13 protein-coding genes are annotated in these 16,245 nt (G+C 63.0%); all 13 read left to right on the top strand.

Annotated features, from left to right (window positions below):
• Window positions 1–128: 128 nt before the first annotated feature.
• The 13 genes from leuB to purF all read left to right on the top strand — a co-directional run bounded on the left by leuB (window position 129) and on the right by purF (window position 16,171).
• A complete protein-coding gene (gene leuB / locus IG627_RS11250) occupies window positions 129–1,202 on the top strand; it encodes a 3-isopropylmalate dehydrogenase (protein WP_193192461.1) in 1,074 nt (357 codons plus the stop codon).
• A gap of 156 nt (window positions 1,203–1,358) precedes the next feature.
• A complete protein-coding gene (gene asd / locus IG627_RS11245; RefSeq protein ID WP_193192460.1) occupies window positions 1,359–2,474 on the top strand; it encodes an aspartate-semialdehyde dehydrogenase in 1,116 nt (371 codons plus the stop codon).
• A gap of 314 nt (window positions 2,475–2,788) precedes the next feature.
• Window positions 2,789–3,784 (top strand): Asd/ArgC dimerization domain-containing protein, encoded by a 996-nt coding sequence (locus IG627_RS11240; protein WP_193192459.1) that lies wholly within the window; start codon window positions 2,789–2,791, stop codon window positions 3,782–3,784.
• Window positions 3,785–4,000: 216 nt separating this feature from the next.
• Window positions 4,001–7,060: a FimV/HubP family polar landmark protein gene (locus tag IG627_RS11235; RefSeq protein ID WP_193192458.1), complete on the top strand. Its 3,060-nt coding sequence runs from the start codon at window positions 4,001–4,003 to the stop codon at window positions 7,058–7,060.
• Window positions 7,061–7,175: 115 nt separating this feature from the next.
• Window positions 7,176–8,081, top strand: a complete 906-nt coding sequence (gene truA, locus IG627_RS11230) for a tRNA pseudouridine(38-40) synthase TruA (protein WP_319024553.1) — start codon at window positions 7,176–7,178, stop codon at window positions 8,079–8,081.
• A gap of 198 nt (window positions 8,082–8,279) precedes the next feature.
• Window positions 8,280–8,888, top strand: a complete 609-nt coding sequence (locus tag IG627_RS11225) for a phosphoribosylanthranilate isomerase (RefSeq protein ID WP_193192457.1) — start codon at window positions 8,280–8,282, stop codon at window positions 8,886–8,888.
• Window positions 8,889–8,935: 47 nt separating this feature from the next.
• Window positions 8,936–10,153, top strand: coding sequence for a tryptophan synthase subunit beta (gene trpB, locus IG627_RS11220; protein WP_193192456.1), 1,218 nt, complete (start codon window positions 8,936–8,938; stop codon window positions 10,151–10,153).
• An 11-nt stretch (window positions 10,154–10,164) separates the two neighbouring features.
• Entirely contained in the window at window positions 10,165–10,980 is an 816-nt protein-coding gene (trpA, locus tag IG627_RS11215) for a tryptophan synthase subunit alpha (protein ID WP_193192455.1), read from the top strand.
• A gap of 139 nt (window positions 10,981–11,119) precedes the next feature.
• Entirely contained in the window at window positions 11,120–11,974 is an 855-nt protein-coding gene (gene accD / locus IG627_RS11210; protein WP_193192454.1) for an acetyl-CoA carboxylase, carboxyltransferase subunit beta, read from the top strand.
• A gap of 119 nt (window positions 11,975–12,093) precedes the next feature.
• On the top strand, window positions 12,094–13,353 hold the full coding sequence (folC, locus tag IG627_RS11205; RefSeq protein WP_193192453.1) for a bifunctional tetrahydrofolate synthase/dihydrofolate synthase: 1,260 nt from the start codon (window positions 12,094–12,096) through the stop codon (window positions 13,351–13,353).
• Window positions 13,334–13,984, top strand: a complete 651-nt coding sequence (locus IG627_RS11200) for an SPOR domain-containing protein (RefSeq protein WP_193192452.1) — start codon at window positions 13,334–13,336, stop codon at window positions 13,982–13,984. The genes folC and IG627_RS11200 overlap by 20 nt, the downstream gene beginning before the upstream one ends.
• 136 nt (window positions 13,985–14,120) lie before the next feature.
• On the top strand, window positions 14,121–14,615 hold the full coding sequence (locus tag IG627_RS11195) for a CvpA family protein (protein WP_193192451.1): 495 nt from the start codon (window positions 14,121–14,123) through the stop codon (window positions 14,613–14,615).
• Between the two features lie 68 nt (window positions 14,616–14,683).
• Window positions 14,684–16,171 carry an amidophosphoribosyltransferase gene (purF, locus tag IG627_RS11190; RefSeq protein WP_193192450.1) on the top strand — a complete coding sequence of 496 codons (1,488 nt, stop codon included), beginning with the start codon at window positions 14,684–14,686 and terminating at the stop codon, window positions 16,169–16,171.
• The last annotated feature ends 74 nt before the right edge of the window (window positions 16,172–16,245 follow it).

The following is a 16,245-nucleotide window of genomic DNA, read 5'->3' as shown; positions in this document are numbered from 1 at the left end:
GCTTGTAACTCGTCATTCCGGCGCAGGCCGGAATCCAGGTGCCACCAAACTGGGTACCGGCCTGCGCCGGTATGACGAAGTGAGGAAATCAGAGTAATTACCAAGTGATCAAATTCAAAGGAAAAGGCGTGAGCAAAAAAATCATGATACTGCCGGGCGACGGCATTGGCCCGGAAATCGTCGAGCAGGCGGTGGCGGTATTGGAAGCCGCGGACAGGAAGTTCAATCTGGACCTCTCCTTCGAGCAGGGCCTGATCGGTGGTGCCTCCATCGACGCCCACGGCGAGCCGCTCACCGACGCGCAGCTGGAAGCGGCGGGCCAGTGCGATGCGGTGCTGCTGGGTGCCGTCGGTGGTCCCAAGTGGGATCAGCTCGAGCGCGAAATCCGCCCGGAGAAGGGCCTGCTGAAAATCCGCAGCAAGCTGGGTCTCTACGCCAACCTGCGCCCGGCGATCCTCTATCCGCAGCTGGCCGAGGCCTCCTCGCTCAAGCCGGAAGTGGTTTCCGGCCTGGATATCCTGATAGTGCGCGAACTGACCGGAGGCATCTACTTCGGTGAGCCGCGCGGTATCCGCACTCTGGAGAGCGGCGAGAAGCAGGGCTTCAACACCTACGTGTATAGCGAGTCGGAAATCGAGCGCATCGCGCGCACCGCCTTTGAGGCCGCGCAAAAGAGGGGCGGCAAACTCTGCTCCGTGGACAAGGCCAATGTGCTGGAAGTCACCGTGCTGTGGCGCGAGGTGCTGGACCGGCTGGCCCCGGAGTACCCGGACGTGGAGCTGTCGCATATGTACGTGGACAACGCGGCCATGCAGCTGGTGCGTGCGCCCAAGCAGTTCGATGTGATGGTCACCGGCAATATGTTCGGCGACATTCTCTCCGACGCCGCCGCCATGCTGACCGGTTCCATCGGCATGCTGCCGTCGGCATCGCTGAACGAAACCGGCTTCGGTCTCTACGAGCCCTGCCACGGCTCGGCGCCGGATATTGCCGGCCAGGGTATCGCCAACCCGCTGGCGACGATTCTTTCCGCCGCGATGATGCTGCGTTACTCGCTGGATATGGGCGAGGCGGCCGATGCGATCGAGGCGGCCGTAAGCAAGGTTCTGGATCAGGGACTGCGCACCGCGGATATCTACACCGAAGGCAGCAAGAAGGTATCCACCGCGGAGATGGGCGCAGCAGTGGTGGCCGCTTTCTAGTCATCGAATCCGTACCCGAATTCGTCATTCCGGCGCAGGCCGGACCGCGGAGGCACGGATGCCGAAGCGAACATTCGCGTAGCGAATGGCCCGCAGGGCGTGCGGCAGGGATGCTGCACTTAATCCAGATGACCACTGAATTTAAAGGATACTGCAATGCAAAAAGTAGGTTTTATCGGCTGGCGCGGCATGGTCGGCTCGGTACTGATGGGCCGCATGCTGGAAGAAAATGATTTCGCCCACATCCCCGAACCGGTTTTCTTCTCCACCTCCAACGCCGGCGGCAAAGCTCCGGATATCGGCCGCGAGGTGGCGCCCTTGGGTGACGCCTTCGATATAGACGCACTGGCACAGCTGGACGCTATTGTCAGCTGTCAGGGTGGCGACTACACGAAAGAGGTATTTCCCAAGCTGCGCGAGAGCGGCTGGAATGGCTACTGGATCGATGCCGCCTCCAGCCTGCGCATGGACGACGATGCCATCATCGTGCTGGACCCGGTCAACCGCAATGTCATCGACAAGGGTATCGAGGCCGGCACCAAGAACTTTATCGGCGGCAACTGCACCGTCAGCCTGATGTTGATGGCCCTGGGCGGCCTGTTCAAGGCCGGCCTGGTGGAGTGGGTTTCCGCGATGACCTACCAGGCCGCCAGCGGTGCCGGCGCGAAAAACATGCGCGAACTGATTTCCCAGATGGGCGCCATTCGCGATGGCGTGGCTGCCGAACTGGCGGATCCGGCCAGTGCCATACTGGAAATCGACCGCAAGGTGGCCGACGGCATGCGCTCCGCGGATTTCCCCAGCGCCGAATTTGGTGCGCCCCTGGCCGGAAGCCTGCTGCCCTGGATCGACACCCAGCTGGAAAACGGCCAGAGCCGCGAGGAGTGGAAGGCGCAGGTGGAGGCCAACAAGATTCTCGGTACCGAGAGCACCGTGCCGGTGGACGGCACCTGCGTGCGCATCGGCGCCATGCGCTGCCACAGCCAGGCCTTTACCGTGAAGCTGAAAAAAGACCTGCCTCTGGCGGAAATCGAACAGCTGATTGGCACCGCCAACGACTGGGTCAAGGTGGTACCCAACGAGCGAGAGGTCACTCTCGAGCAGCTGACTCCGACCGCGGTGACCGGCAAGCTGGATATCCCGGTGGGCCGCCTGCGCAAGCTGAGCATGGGCCCCGAGTACCTCAACGCCTATACCGTCGGCGACCAGTTGCTGTGGGGCGCGGCGGAACCGCTGCGCCGGGTGCTGCTGATTCTGCTGGGTAAGTTGTAAATTCTTGTCGGAACTAGGAAAAGAATCCCTATAAAGGGATGCGATGGCCCTGATGCCGGGGGCTGTTCGCCAGACCTTGATACCGATTCAGAGCCTGCAAGGATGTATTAAGAGGGGGCGCCTAGCCTGTGTCTGGCGAGCAGCCCCTGGCAGCAGAGCCGCCTCAGGTTTACTTAGTGTGATCCCCGAAACCTGAGCCTGTGATCCTTTTCTCATTAAAAAGCCGCCCCGATACTCCGGTGCGGCTTTTTTGATCTCCCAGCGCGGGTATAATCGCCCCTCTTTTGTACCCCCATCCCAAGAAGTGAATCACCATGTCGGAAGCTCCCCGCGAACTGGTTATTATCGGTGTCGATAACGCCGCCTTTGTCCCCCTGTTGGAAGTCCTCGAGGAGCGCGGAACCGTCGCCGCAGACCAGCTGCGCCTGCTGGAAGTCGAGGACAGCGAGGTGGATCCGCAGGTGTTTGCCAAGCGTAATATCCCGGTGGGGGAGCTGGAGAAGTTCACCTTCGCCCCGGAGCAGGTAGTGGTGCTGCTGAAAAGCGGCGAGGCGGCGCAGGCAGCCCTGGCCGCCGCAGAGACGGCCGGTGCCTGGGTGCTGGACGTCGCCGGCAATACCCGCGGCGACGAGAGTGTCTCCGTTATACACCCGTTGTTGAACAGCGGCGAAATTGCGAATGCGGAGCGCCGCGTACTGGCACTGCCGAGCGAAGGTGCCGCCATGGTGGTCGAGGCGCTGGCGCCCCTGGGTGAGAGCCTGCAGGCGGTGGAAGTGCAGTTGAGCCAGCCGGTATCGGCTCTGGGCAAGGCGGCGGTGGATGCCATGGCTGCGCAGACGGCGCGCATGTTCAGCGGCCAGGATGCGGAAATCGATCCGGCCATCGGCCACCGACTCGCGTTCAACCTGTTGAGTTCCAGCGAGGCGCTGCTGGCCAGCGGTCACAATATGAGCGAGCTGGCGCTGGTACACGACCTGCGCCGCCTGATCGGCGAAGGCGTGGCGGTGGATGCCTGTATCAACACCGCCTCCGTCTTTCATGGCCAGCTGGCCAACCTGCGCGTGACGCTGGATGAAGAGGTGGGTCTGGAAAAAGTGCGCGCCCTGCTTGGTAACGGTGCCCGCCTGCAATTGGTCGAGCGGCCATCATCGGAAGAGGCGGTCGGCGGCGACACGACACTGATTGGCAGATTGCGACAGAGCCTGCTCAATGCGCGGCAGTTTAATTTTTGTGCAGTGTCGGACAATCTGCGTAAAGATCTGGCGATGAACTGCGTACAGATTGTGCACTTGTTGCTAAAAAACTATTGATAATTAATACTTAGCCGCCACAGTGAAGGTGTATTCTTAACTTCCGTTCGGCTTGGGGGTGGCGAATTTTTCGCCAGGGTTGAAAAGGCTGCCATTGCGGCAGTCGCTTGCTTGAACGTTTACTGTACAGTGATGGGGGATTCCGGAAGTGCGCTTCGAAAACAAAAGACGCGCTTTGCGGAAACCCGGTGATTCTAACAATAAAGGGAATCGGATATGCGTGTGCGAAAGCTGGCACTAGCGGTAGGTCTGGTCAGCGCACTGGGTGGCAACGCGGCTCTGGCGCTCGGGCTGGGTGAGATCAAACTGAACTCCACCCTCAACCAGCCTCTCAATGCGGAAATCGGTCTGCTGCAAACGCGCGGCCTCGAAGATAACGAGATCAGGGTGCGTCTCGCCGGCCCCGAAGATTTCGAGCGGGCCGGAGTCGACCGCTCCTACCTGCTCACCGAGTTGCGATTCGATGTGGACTATTCCGGCGGCCAGCCGGTGGTACGTGTCTCCAGCCGCGAGCCGATTCGCGAACCCTTTTTGAATTTCCTCGTGGAAACCCGCTGGCCCAGCGGCCGCCTGCTGCGGGAATACACCCTGTTGATGGACCTGCCCGCCTTCTCCACCAGCACGGCACAGCAACCTGTGCGTGCCGCCGAGCGCGAGCGCCAACAGGTTCGCCGCGACGCCCCGGTGCAGAGGCCGGTTCAGCGACCGGCAGAGCCGGCATCGGCGGTCGAGTCACAGCCCGCGGCAGCGGAAGCTCAGGAGCAGCAGCGGGCACCGCAGGCTGTCGAGGAGTCTGTGCAGTTCAGTCGTGAATCCCGGCCCGCCGCTGCAGCATCCGATACCGCCAGTGGTAGCCAGGTCTACGGTCCGGTATCCGCCAGCGATACCCTGTGGGAAATAGCGCTGAAAAACCGCGTAGGCCGCGAGTACTCTGTGCAGCAGACCATGCTGGCCATCCAGCGCCTCAACCCCGAGGCCTTTATCGACAACAATATCAATCTGCTCAAGAAAGGTACGGTACTGCGCCTGCCGAATGCAGAGGATATCCGCACGCTGAGTCTGCGCGACGCCATTTCCGAGGTGGCCGTACAGAACGACTCCTGGCGCCAGCGCATTGGTGACGACGTCACCACTGAGGCGCCGCTGGATGCGCGCGCGGTTGCCGACGACAGCGCCGCCGGTGAAACCGTCGAGGGCCGTGTGAGCCTCGCAGCGCCCGGCGACAACGAATCCGTCATGTCCGGTTCCGGCAGCGGTGCCGAGGACAGCGAGGCGCTGTCCGGCGAACTCGCAGTGACAGAGGAAGAGCTGGACAAGTCGCGCCTCGAGAACGAAGAGTTGCAGGAGCGCATTTCCGAGCTGGACGAGCAGATCGACACCATGGAGCGCCTGGTGGAGGTCTCCAACGAGGAGATGCGCGCAGTTCAGGATGCCGCCGCACAGTCGGAACCGTCGGCCAATCCGGTTGCAGTCGGTGAATCTGCAGAGGTCGCGGAAGAGGCTGCGGCAGAAGAGCCGGCCGCTGAAGTTGCCGAAGAACCGGCTGCGGCGCAGGAGCCCGGGGCGGCGGAAGAAGACCGCCGCAATCGCGTGGTCGCGGTGCAAACCCAGGCCGAGCCGAGCCTGGTCGATCAGCTGATGGAAAATATCCAGCTGATTGCTATCGGTGCCGGTGCACTGCTGGTGGGCCTGTTTGGATTCTTCACCTGGCGTCGCCGCAAGGAAGAAGAGGAGGCCATGCTGCAGGTTGAGCGGGAGATGGCTGCCGAACGCGCCCTGGCCGAAGCGCCGGAAGTGGGCGAGCCGGATGAAGACCTGGCCGCGCTGGAAAGCATGGAGGCCGACGAAGGCTTCGATCTCGGCCAGCTCGACGATGTGGGTACCGATGACCCGATTTCGGAAGCGGAAATCCACCTGTCCCTGGGCCAATACGACGAGGCCGAAGGCAAGCTGCTGCAGGGGCTGCAGCAGGACGGGCAGAATGTCGATGCGCGCCTGATGCTGCTGGAGGTCTATGCCCACCAGCAGAGCGCGGACAAGTTTGACGATCACTATCGCCAGCTGCTCAGTGTCAGCGATGGCCCGGCGGCGGATCGCGCCGCGCGCCTGCGCGAGAGTATCTCCGGCGCGCCGCCTTTTGAGGCGCCGGCGATGGATTTCACCAGCGAGTCCCTGGAGGCCACGCAGCTGGACGATATCAGCGCATCCTTCGAGGACGACTTCTCCAGCGAGATGCCCAGCTCCGAGATTGAGAGCGACAGTGGTTTCGGCGACGAATTCGATAGCGACACCTCGCTGCTGGACGACCTGACCATGGATCTGTCCGATGACAGCGGCAGCGCCGCGAGCGCGTCGGACGATGATTTCTCGCTGGATCTGGACCTGGATAGCGACTTTGACAGCGGGGCAGCGGCTGAGCAGGGCGCCACGCAGGATAGTGGTCATGAGAATGCCAATGAAAGCGCCGAGGAGGAGTTCAACCTCGACGACCTGATGTCCGGCGATCTGGATCTCGGCGATCTGGATCTGGGTTCGGACGATGGCCTGGGTGAAGGCGATGAGACGAAGGGCGATCTGGGCCCGATCGAATACGAAGCGCCGCAGCTGGCCGACGCCGAGGCAGACAATGCCGAAGCCGGGAGTGTCGAACTGGAGTCCGCCGAGCTGAGTGGCGTAGAGGTCGAGAATACCGGGTCTGAGAGTCTGGAAGAGAGCGGCGGCCTGGAGTTCGATCTGGACCTGTCGCCGGTGGAGGGCGAGGGCGAACTGCGGCTCGATAGTGAAGAGGTTGCCGCGACAGCTGAGCCCGAGTCTGGCGATGATACGCTGGAGTTATCCCTGGACGATATTTCCGACGACGAGCTGGATTCATTCGGCGGCGAGCTGGACGGTGGCCTGGACCTCGATTCCATCGACCTGGACGATATCGCCGGCGGCCTGTCCTCCGAAGAGGAGCTGTCGCTGGACACCGATGTTGCGGTGGCAGAGAAGGCTGAACAGGCAACCCGGCAGGTAGCGGTTGAGGCGGACCAGCCCGCCGCCGGGCAGCAGGGCGAGGCGGAGTTCGGCGACCTGGGTTTCAATCTGGAGAGCGACCTGGATTCCGAGCTGAACCTCCTCGAGGGCAGTGACGAAGTCAGCACCAAGCTGGAGCTGGCCCAGGCCTACCTGGATATGGGTGACAAGGACGGTGCCAAGGACATCCTCAACGAGGTGGTCCAGGAGGGTGCCGGCGAGCACAAGGCCCGCGCTGAGGAGATGCTTGAACGTATTTAATGCGGAATGATGAATGCGGAATGCGGAATACTGGCGCGGAGTGGGATCTTCCCCTCCGCGCTAAAATCTGTATTCGTCGCGCCGGATTAAGCTAAAGCAACCACAGTAAAATATCGTGTCAGACATTTCGCACTCTGCACTCCGCACTCCGCATTACACTTACAAACCCAACGGCGAAGTCCCCCCCGGCGAGCAGTTGCCAGCAGGCCTGCGCCGTATCGCCCTGGGTGTCGAATACTGCGGCGCCCGCCTGCACGGTTTCCAGAAGCAGAAGTCCGCCGCTCAGACGGTGCAGGCCTATCTGGAACAGGCGTTATCCAGCATCGCCGCCGAGCCGGTGACCCTGGTCTGCGCCGGTCGTACCGATGCCGGTGTACACGCCACCGGCCAGGTGATCCATTTCGATACTGCCGCCGAGCGGCCGCTGCGGGCCTGGGTGCAGGGCGTGAATACCCAATTGCCGGACGCGGTGCGCGTGCGCTGGGCGCGCGAGATGCCGGCGCAGTTCCACGCGCGCTTCTCCGCGCGTGCGCGCAGCTACCGCTACCTGATTCACAGCGCGCCCACCCGCTCGGCCCATGTGGCGGGGGAGGTGACATGGACCCAGCACCCGCTGGATCTGGTGGCCATGCGGGCCGGGGCAAAATACCTGTTGGGCCGCCATGACTTCACCAGCTTCCGCGCCACCCAGTGCCAGGCAAAGAGCCCGGTGCGCGAGATTTCCCGGCTGGATCTGGCGCCGGTGGGGCAGCTGATCGTACTGGAGGTCAGTGCCAACGCCTTCCTGCACCATATGGTGCGCAACATCACCGGCGTGCTGATGGCGGTGGGGCGCGGCGAGCGCCCACCGGAGTGGGTGGGGCAGGTGCTGGGTGCCCGCGACAGGAGCGCCGGCGGTGTCACCGCGCCGCCCTTCGGTCTTTATCTGGTGGACGTGCAATACCCGGAGGAATTCCAGCTGCCGCAAGTGGAGCCGGGGCCACTGCTGGTACCGCTGCCGTTGGGCGGCTTGGGAAAATAACCGGCACTCTCCATGTGGGAGCGGTGGGGCGGCCATCCGCCCATGGCTGTGATCGAATCTCCCCGTTAAGCCTCACCTCGATCGCGGCCATGGGCCGCTCCTACAGCACTCTGCGCATTTCGCGCCCCGCGCCAATCTGCTAGTATCGCGGGCTCCCTCATTTTTGAACCGCCGGTCGAGCAGTTAACAGCAAGCGCGATGCAAGTAAAAATCTGCGGTATCACCACTATCGAAGACGCGACCGCGGCCGTCGCCGCCGGTGCCGATGCGCTGGGGCTGGTGTTCTATTCGGCCAGTCCCCGATATATCGATGCGGAGCGGGCGGCCGCTATCGCTGCGGCAGTGCCGCCCTTCGTCACCCTGACCGGGCTCTTCGTCAATGCCGCTGCAGAGGAAGTGCTCGAGATACTCGCGCGGGTGCCGCTGAACCTACTGCAGTTCCATGGCGATGAAAATGCCGGATACTGCGCGCAGTTCCAGCGCCCCTATATCAAGGCGCTGCGGATGAAAGACGGCCTCGATGTGCTCGCGGCCATGAATGAACACCCGCGGGCGCGCGGCTTCCTGCTCGACGCCTACCGTCCCGGCGTGCCCGGCGGTACCGGCGAGACCTTCGACTGGCAGCGGGTACCGCAACACAGTGGCAGGTCCATAGTGCTGGCCGGCGGCCTGACGCCGGGCAATGTGGCGCCGGCGATAGAGTCGGCGCGACCCCAGGCAGTGGATGTCAGCGGCGGCGTAGAGGCGGCGCCGGGGCGCAAGGACCCGGAAAAAGTCGCTGCGTTTATCCGTGCAGCCAAGGGCTAGTGGCGAGTGGTTTGTGGTGAGTGATCAGTGAAAATGGAGTATTGAAATTGAGTGATTCAGACGCGATAGATTTTTCCGCCTACCCGGATGCCGGTGGACACTTCGGCCCCTACGGTGGCCGCTTTGTGTCGGAGACGCTGATCAGTGCGCTGGACGAGTTGCAGGCGATGTACACGCGCTTGAAGGATGATCCGGAATTTATTGCCGCCTTCGATCACGACCTGGCGCACTATGTGGGCCGCCCGTCTCCCCTCTACCTGGCCGAGCGGCTGACTGAGCAGGCCGGCGGTGCCCGTATCTGGCTGAAGCGCGAGGACCTGAACCACACCGGCGCGCACAAGGTCAACAACACCGTCGGCCAGGCGCTGCTGGCCAAGCACAGCGGCAAGAGCCGCGTGATTGCCGAGACGGGTGCGGGTCAGCACGGCGTGGCCACTGCCACCGTGGCCGCGCGCCTGGGGCTGAAATGTGCCGTCTATATGGGTGCCGAGGACGTCAAGCGCCAGTCCCCCAACGTCTACCGCATGAAGCTGCTGGGCGCCGAGGTGATTCCGGTGGAGTCAGGTTCCAAGACCTTGAAGGACGCCATGAACGAGGCCATGCGCGACTGGGTCACCAATGTGGACGACACCTTCTACATTATCGGCACCGTGGCCGGCCCGCACCCCTACCCGCAGCTGGTGCGCGACTTCAACTCGGTAATCGGTCGCGAGGCCAGGCGGCAGAGCCTGGAGGAGTTCGGCCAGTTGCCGGATGCGCTGGTGGCCTGTGTCGGCGGCGGCTCCAATGCCATCGGTCTCTTCCACCCCTTCCTGAATGATGGCGGCGTGAAGATGTACGGCGTAGAGGCGGGGGGTGAGGGTCTGGCGACCGGCCACCACGCCGCACCGCTGAACGACGGCGTACCGGGCATACTGCACGGCAACCGCACCTACCTGATGGAAGATGAGGACGGCCAGATTATCGAAACTCACTCCGTCTCCGCCGGTCTCGACTACCCGGGGGTGGGCCCGGAACACGCCTGGCTGAAGGATATCGGCCGCGTGGAATACGTCACCGCGGACGACAAGGAGGCGCTGGACGCCTTCCGTACCCTGACTCGCACTGAGGGCATCATTCCCGCACTGGAATCCAGTCACGCGGTGGCCTACGGCCTCAAACTGGCCGCGACCATGAAGCGGTCGCAGAACATCGTCGTGAACCTGTCTGGCCGCGGTGACAAGGATATTTTCACCGTCGCCGCCATCGACGGCATTGAAGTCTGAGGAGTGGCGCAATGAGTGAGTTTCAGGAAAACAGAATCGATCGCCGTTTCGCCAAACTGCGCGGCGAGGGCCGCAAGGCGCTGGTGACCTATATCGTCGCCGGCGACGGCGGCCTGGACAACACGGTGCCGCTGATGCACCAGCTGGTGGCCAGTGGCTCGGACCTGATCGAACTGGGCGTGCCTTTTTCCGATCCGATGGCCGAGGGCCCGGTGATCCAGAAGGGGCACGAGCGCGCCCTGGCCAACAGGGTCTCGCTACGCAAGTGCCTGGAACTGGTGCGGGAATTCCGCCAGCAGGACAGTGAAACGCCGGTGATCCTGATGGGCTACGCCAACCCGATCGAGAAGATGGGGGCAGAGCCGTTCGCTGATGCGGCTTGCGATGCCGGTGTCGACGGCGCCCTGACCGTGGATCTGCCGGCAGAGGAGGCCGGGCCTTTGAGCCAGTTGCTGGCGGAGCGCGGTCTGCGCAATATCTTCCTGCTGACGCCCACTACCAGTGAAGAGCGCATCGAGGAGATAACGCGCCTGGCCAGCGGATTTGTCTATTATGTGTCCCTGAAAGGGGTGACCGGCGCCGGCCACCTGGATCTGGATTCGGTGCGCGACAACCTGGCGCGCATCCGTCGCTTTACCGACCTGCCACTGTGCGTCGGTTTTGGTATCAAGGATGGCGCCTCGGCCAGATCGGTCAGCGAGCATGGCGATGGTGCCGTGGTGGGCAGCGTGCTGGTATCCGCTGTCGGTGCGGCGGCCGACGGTGCGGCGGCCAGGGATAGTATTGCGGACTTGGTGGACGAGATCCGCACCGCCCTGGATAGCTGATCCACCTGGCCAGAAAGCCTAAAACGGCGGCTGATCTGGCCGGGTCTGTCGCCCTGCTTAGTGTTTTAATTCACAGCCTGAAACCAATCGGTCGGTAAAATATGCCGGCTAATAAAAAGCATCGGGATTTGGAAACGAGATGAGCTGGTTAGAAAAGATTGTTCCCGCGGTCATTCGCACCGAGCGCCGCACCGGCGCCAGTAAGGTTCCCGAGGGCGTCTGGAAAAAGTGCGTCAAGTGCGACGCCATGCTTTACCGCCCGGAGTTGGAGCGCAACCTGGATGTGTGTCCCAAGTGCGATCACCACTTCCGCATCGGCGCCCGCCGCCGCCTGGATATCTTCCTCGACGAAGTCGGCCGCGAAGAGCTGGCCACCGACGTGGAGCCGGTGGATCGCCTGAAATTCAAGGACGTGAAGAAATACAAGGATCGCCTGTCCCAGGCGCAGAAGGCGACCGGCGAGAAGGATGCGCTGATCGCCATGCGCGGCACCCTCGAGGGCAAGCCCCTGGTGGCGGTGGCTTTCGAGTTCGCCTTCCACGGCGGCTCCATGGGTTATGTGGTCGGCGAGCGCTTTACCCGTGCGGCCCAGTGCGCACTGGAGGAGGGGATTCCACTGGTGTGCTTCTCCGCCACAGGCGGTGCGCGCATGCAGGAGGCATTGATCTCCCTGATGCAGATGGCCAAGACTTCCGCGGTGCTGGAAAAGCTGAAGATGGCCGGTGTGCCCTATATTTCCATCATGACGGATCCGGTTTACGGCGGCGTGTCCGCCTCCCTGGCCCTGCTCGGCGATATCAATGCCGCCGAGCCCGGCGCCCGCGCCGGTTTTGCCGGTCCGAACATCATCGAGCAGACCATTCGCCAAAAACTGCCCAAGGGCTTCCAGCGCGCAGAATTCCTGCTGGATCACGGCGCCATCGACATGATTATCCCGCGCAACGATATGCGCGCGACCGTGTCGCGGATTCTGGGTAAATTGACCGGCGCCTGATCTGACGATATCCCTCGCTTTGTAGGAGCGGCCGGTGGCCGCGATCGGGCTTCCAGTACTCTATGGACTCTGATCGCGGCCACCGGCCGCTCCTACATTTGTATGTGACTTTTTAAACTATGACCTCACTGCAACACTGGCTCTCCAGCCTGGAGAAGCTGCACCCCACCGAAATCGAACTGGGCCTGAAGCGTGTGGCGGAAGTTGCGCGCGCGCTGGACGTGGAAAAGCCGGCGCCGATGGTCATCACCGTCGCCGGCACCAACGGCAAGGGCTCCTGCGTCGCCACCATGGAGGCGCTGCTGTGCGCCGGCGGCCATTCCGTGGGCGCCTACAGTTCACCGCATCTGTTGCGTTTCAATGAGCGGGTGCGCATCGATGGCGTCGAAGTGGAAGATGCGGATCTGGTGCGCGCCTTCGAGGCAGTGGAGGCGGCCCGCGGCCAGACCAGCCTGACCTATTTCGAGTTCACCACCCTCGCGGCCCTGTGGTTGTTCCGGGAGGCCGGCATTGAATACGCGCTGTTGGAGGTGGGGCTCGGCGGGCGTCTGGATGCCGTCAACCTGGTGGATGCAGACCTGGCCATCATTACCAGTGTGGCCATCGATCATGAGGCCTGGCTGGGTAGCGACAGGGAAGTGATCGGCCGCGAGAAGGCCGGTATTCTGCGCGCGGGCAGCCCCCTGGTGTGTGCCGACCCGCAACCGCCGCTATCGGTGGTGTCGGCGGCATCCGGCCTGGGCGCGCCGGGCTATTTTATCGGTCGCGACTTCATTGATGGCGGCGATAACTACCGCTTCGGCGAACTGGAGGTGGAGCTGCCGCCGATCAGCCTGCCGCGCCCGAGTATTGCGGCTGCCATTACTGCGCTGGCGGTCCTGCAGGCGCTGCCGCAGCGCGGCCTGGAGGAGGCGCTGGCCGGGGTGCGGCTGGCTGGCCGCTGCCAGCAGCTGCAGTGGCGCGAGCGCAACCTGCTGCTGGACGTGGGGCACAATCCGGCCGCTGCCGAATACCTGGCGCGCTGGCTGGCCGCCAACCCGGCCTCGGGCAAGACCTACGCACTGGTGGCGGCGATGGCGGACAAGGATCTGCCGGGACTCTTCGCGCCGCTGCGGGATCTGGTGGACAGCTGGCACCCGGCGCAGCTGCCCGGCAATGAACGCGCCGCCGGCGGTGAGGCACTGCTGGCGGGCCTGCGTGAGGCGGGGGTGCCGGCGGTGCGGCTGGATGATCGCTGCCCGGACGTGGAAGCGGGGCTGGAGAATCTGCTGCTGACCAGCGGTCCGCAAGACAGGTTGCTTGTCTTCGGATCCTTCTTTACTGTGGCGGAAGTTTTACAGCGTATACGAGATGACGGCGATGGCGAGTCGCGACACTGATTGCGTACAAGGCGCACCTCGCGGGGGGCGGCTGAACGATGGCTTCAAGCAACGCATTGTGGGTGCGCTGGTACTGGCCGCGCTCGCCGTTATTTTCCTGCCGACCCTGTTCGATCGCGAGGGTGCGCGCTATATCGACGTGACCAGTCAGATCCCACCGCCGCCGGATATCCAGCCGATCGAGATTGCCGAGCCGCAGCCGGTGGCCGGGGTGGCGCCGGCGCCGGCGCCAGAGGACGCCTTCCAGCCGCAGGCCGTGGAGCCGGTTTCCAGCCCGCAGCCTGAAAAAGTCGAGACTGCCGTTGAAGCTGCAGTCGTTGAGACTGAAAGTACAGGGCAGTCGCAAAAACCGGAAAAAAATTCCTCGCCGGTCCTCGATGCCCAAGGACTGCCGATTGCCTGGGTGGTTCAGGTCGCCTCTTATCGCGAGGAATCGCGGGCCGAGAAGTTGCGCAGTCGCTTGCTGGACGAGGGGTACAAGGCCTATACCCGCGCCGTCACCACCTCCAAGGGGCGCTTTGTGCGTGTCTTTGTCGGTCCCAAGGTCAGCAGGGCGGACGCCCAGGCGGCCAAGCAGGAGCTGGACCAGCTGTTGAAGGCCCAGACGCTGGTGCTGAAATTCAAGGCCTGATACCGGATTTCCCGCAGCTGAAACCGGTCAATCCGAACATTCCCGCTCCTAATTTCGAAGGGTTTTTCGAACAGCTTCACGCGCCGGAGTGCTTCAGTTAGAATGCGCGCTCTCCGCGGCAGGCAGGTAGGACTGGATGAACTGGGCTGACTGGACCATTCTGGCAATCGTGGCCATTTCCACGCTGATCGGTCTCAGTCGCGGTTTCGTGCGCGAAACCCTGTCCCTGCTCACCTGGGTCGCCGCTTTCGTGGTCGCGATGATGTTTCGCGACCAGCTGGCGCCGCTGCTCTCCAACCTGGTGGATACCCCGTCGCTGCAGGTCATTGCAGCCTTCGCCATCCTGTTTGTCTTCACGCTGCTGGCCGGTGCCGGCCTGAATATGACCCTGTCCGCCTTCGTCGAAGCCACCGGGCTGTCCGGAACTGACCGGGTGTTGGGTATGGTGTTCGGGCTGCTGCGCGGCGCGATCATCGTGATGGCTCTGCTGATCCTGGCCCCGGCGCTGGTGCCGGTGGAGGAGGACAGCTGGTGGCGGGAGTCGGCGCTGATTCCCCATTTTCTCGCCTTTGAGGACAGTGCGCGGCATCTGGCCGCGACCATCAAGGGCTTTTTTGTAACATTGTTTTAAGGGGCGGCGCTGCCGCTGTTTTAACGGGGCGACATTAGCGCTCCCTCTCGACCAGTAGGGCCAAGACTATGTGTGGTATTGTCGGTATCGTCGGTAAGAGTGACGTCAATCTGCAGTTGTACGACGCGCTCACCCTGTTGCAACACCGCGGGCAGGATGCGGCGGGTATCGTCACCTGCGACAGAGACCGCCTCAACCAGCAGAAGGCCAATGGCCTGGTGCGCGATGTGTTCCGCGCGCGCCATATGGAGCGCCTGAAAGGCAGTTTCGGTATCGGCCATGTGCGCTACCCCACCGCCGGCGGCTCCGGCCCGGCCCTGGCCCAGCCCTTCTACGTCAATTCCCCCTACGGCATCGCCATGGCCCACAATGGCAACCTCACCAACAAGGACGAGGTGATGGAGGAGATCTACCAGCAGGACCTCCGCCATATCAGCACCGACTCCGATTCCGAGGTGCTGCTGAATGTCTTCGCCCACGAATTGCTGGTGCAGCACAAGCTGCAGCCGAAGGCGGAGGATATCTTTACCGCGATGCGCGCGGTGCACAAACGCGTGCGCGGCGGCTACGCCTGTGTGGCGCTGATCGTCGGCTACGGTATCGTCGCCTTCCGCGATCCCAACGGTATCCGCCCGCTGGTATACGGCAAACGCGAGACCGACAAGGGCACCGAGTATATGGTCGCGTCCGAATCCGTGGCCCTGGATGTGCTCGGTTACACCCTGGTGCGCGATGTGGCGCCGGGCGAGGCCATCTATATCGAGCTGGATGGCACAGTGCACGCGGAGCAGTGCGCGGAAAACCCGTCCCTGAATCCCTGTATCTTCGAGCATGTCTACTTTGCGCGTCCCGACTCCATCATGGACGGCGTTTCCGTGCACAAGGCGCGCCTGCGCCAGGGCGAGCACCTGGCGGACAAGATACTGCGTGAGCGCCCGGATCACGATATCGACGTAGTGATCCCGATTCCCGACTCCGCGCGCACTTCCGGGCAGACAGTGGCCTACCGCCTGGGGGTCAAATTCCGTGAGGGCATGGTGAAGAACCGCTATATCGGTCGCACCTTCATCATGCCGGGCCAGAAGCAGCGCAAGAAGTCGGTGCGCCAGAAGCTGAACGCCATCGAGCTGGAATTTCGCGGCAAGAATGTGCTGCTGGTGGACGATTCCATCGTGCGCGGCACCACCTGCAAGCAGATTATCCAGATGGCCCGCGACGCCGGTGCGGCCAAGGTCTACTTCGCCTCGGCGGCGCCCGCGGTGAAGTACCCGAATGTCTATGGCATCGATATGCCCTCGGCGGAAGAGCTGGTGGCCCACGGCCGCACTACCGAGGAAATCTGCAAGGAGATAGGTGCCGACTGGCTGATCTACCAGGACCTGGACGACCTGGTGGCCAGCTCCGCTGAGGGCAACGAAAAAATCGAGCAGTTCGACTGTTCCGTGTTCGACGGCAACTACATTACCGGCGACGTGGACGACGAATACCTGGAAAACCTGCACGCCCAGCGCAACGATTCTGCCAAGCAGGGCAAGGGCAGCCAGAGTTCGATCTAACCCGGGAACGCCGAGCTCCGGCTCGGCATTCCGGCCGGTTTTATAGTGGCTCCGCAGTCTGGTTCCCGGCAGCA

Source organism: Microbulbifer taiwanensis, assembly GCF_014904815.1.
Taxonomy (GTDB): Bacteria; Pseudomonadota; Gammaproteobacteria; order Pseudomonadales; family Cellvibrionaceae; genus Microbulbifer; species Microbulbifer taiwanensis.
Note: the sequence above shows the minus strand (reverse complement) of the source record. Positions and strands in the feature narration are given on the sequence as shown.

Excerpts from the sequence above, each read along its gene's own strand:
- purF (WP_193192450.1), top strand. The coding sequence starts at position 14,684 with ATGTGTGGTATTGTCGGTATCGTCGGTAAGAGTGACGTCAATCTGCAG.
- asd (WP_193192460.1), top strand. The coding sequence starts at position 1,359 with ATGCAAAAAGTAGGTTTTATCGGCTGGCGCGGCATGGTCGGCTCGGTA.
- folC (WP_193192453.1), top strand. The coding sequence starts at position 12,094 with ATGACCTCACTGCAACACTGGCTCTCCAGCCTGGAGAAGCTGCACCCC.
- IG627_RS11225 (WP_193192457.1), top strand. The coding sequence starts at position 8,280 with ATGCAAGTAAAAATCTGCGGTATCACCACTATCGAAGACGCGACCGCG.
- IG627_RS11235 (WP_193192458.1), top strand. The coding sequence starts at position 4,001 with ATGCGTGTGCGAAAGCTGGCACTAGCGGTAGGTCTGGTCAGCGCACTG.
- IG627_RS11195 (WP_193192451.1), top strand. The coding sequence starts at position 14,121 with ATGAACTGGGCTGACTGGACCATTCTGGCAATCGTGGCCATTTCCACG.
- accD (WP_193192454.1), top strand. The coding sequence starts at position 11,120 with ATGAGCTGGTTAGAAAAGATTGTTCCCGCGGTCATTCGCACCGAGCGC.
- trpA (WP_193192455.1), top strand. The coding sequence starts at position 10,165 with ATGAGTGAGTTTCAGGAAAACAGAATCGATCGCCGTTTCGCCAAACTG.
- IG627_RS11240 (WP_193192459.1), top strand. The coding sequence starts at position 2,789 with ATGTCGGAAGCTCCCCGCGAACTGGTTATTATCGGTGTCGATAACGCC.
- IG627_RS11200 (WP_193192452.1), top strand. The coding sequence starts at position 13,334 with ATGGCGAGTCGCGACACTGATTGCGTACAAGGCGCACCTCGCGGGGGG.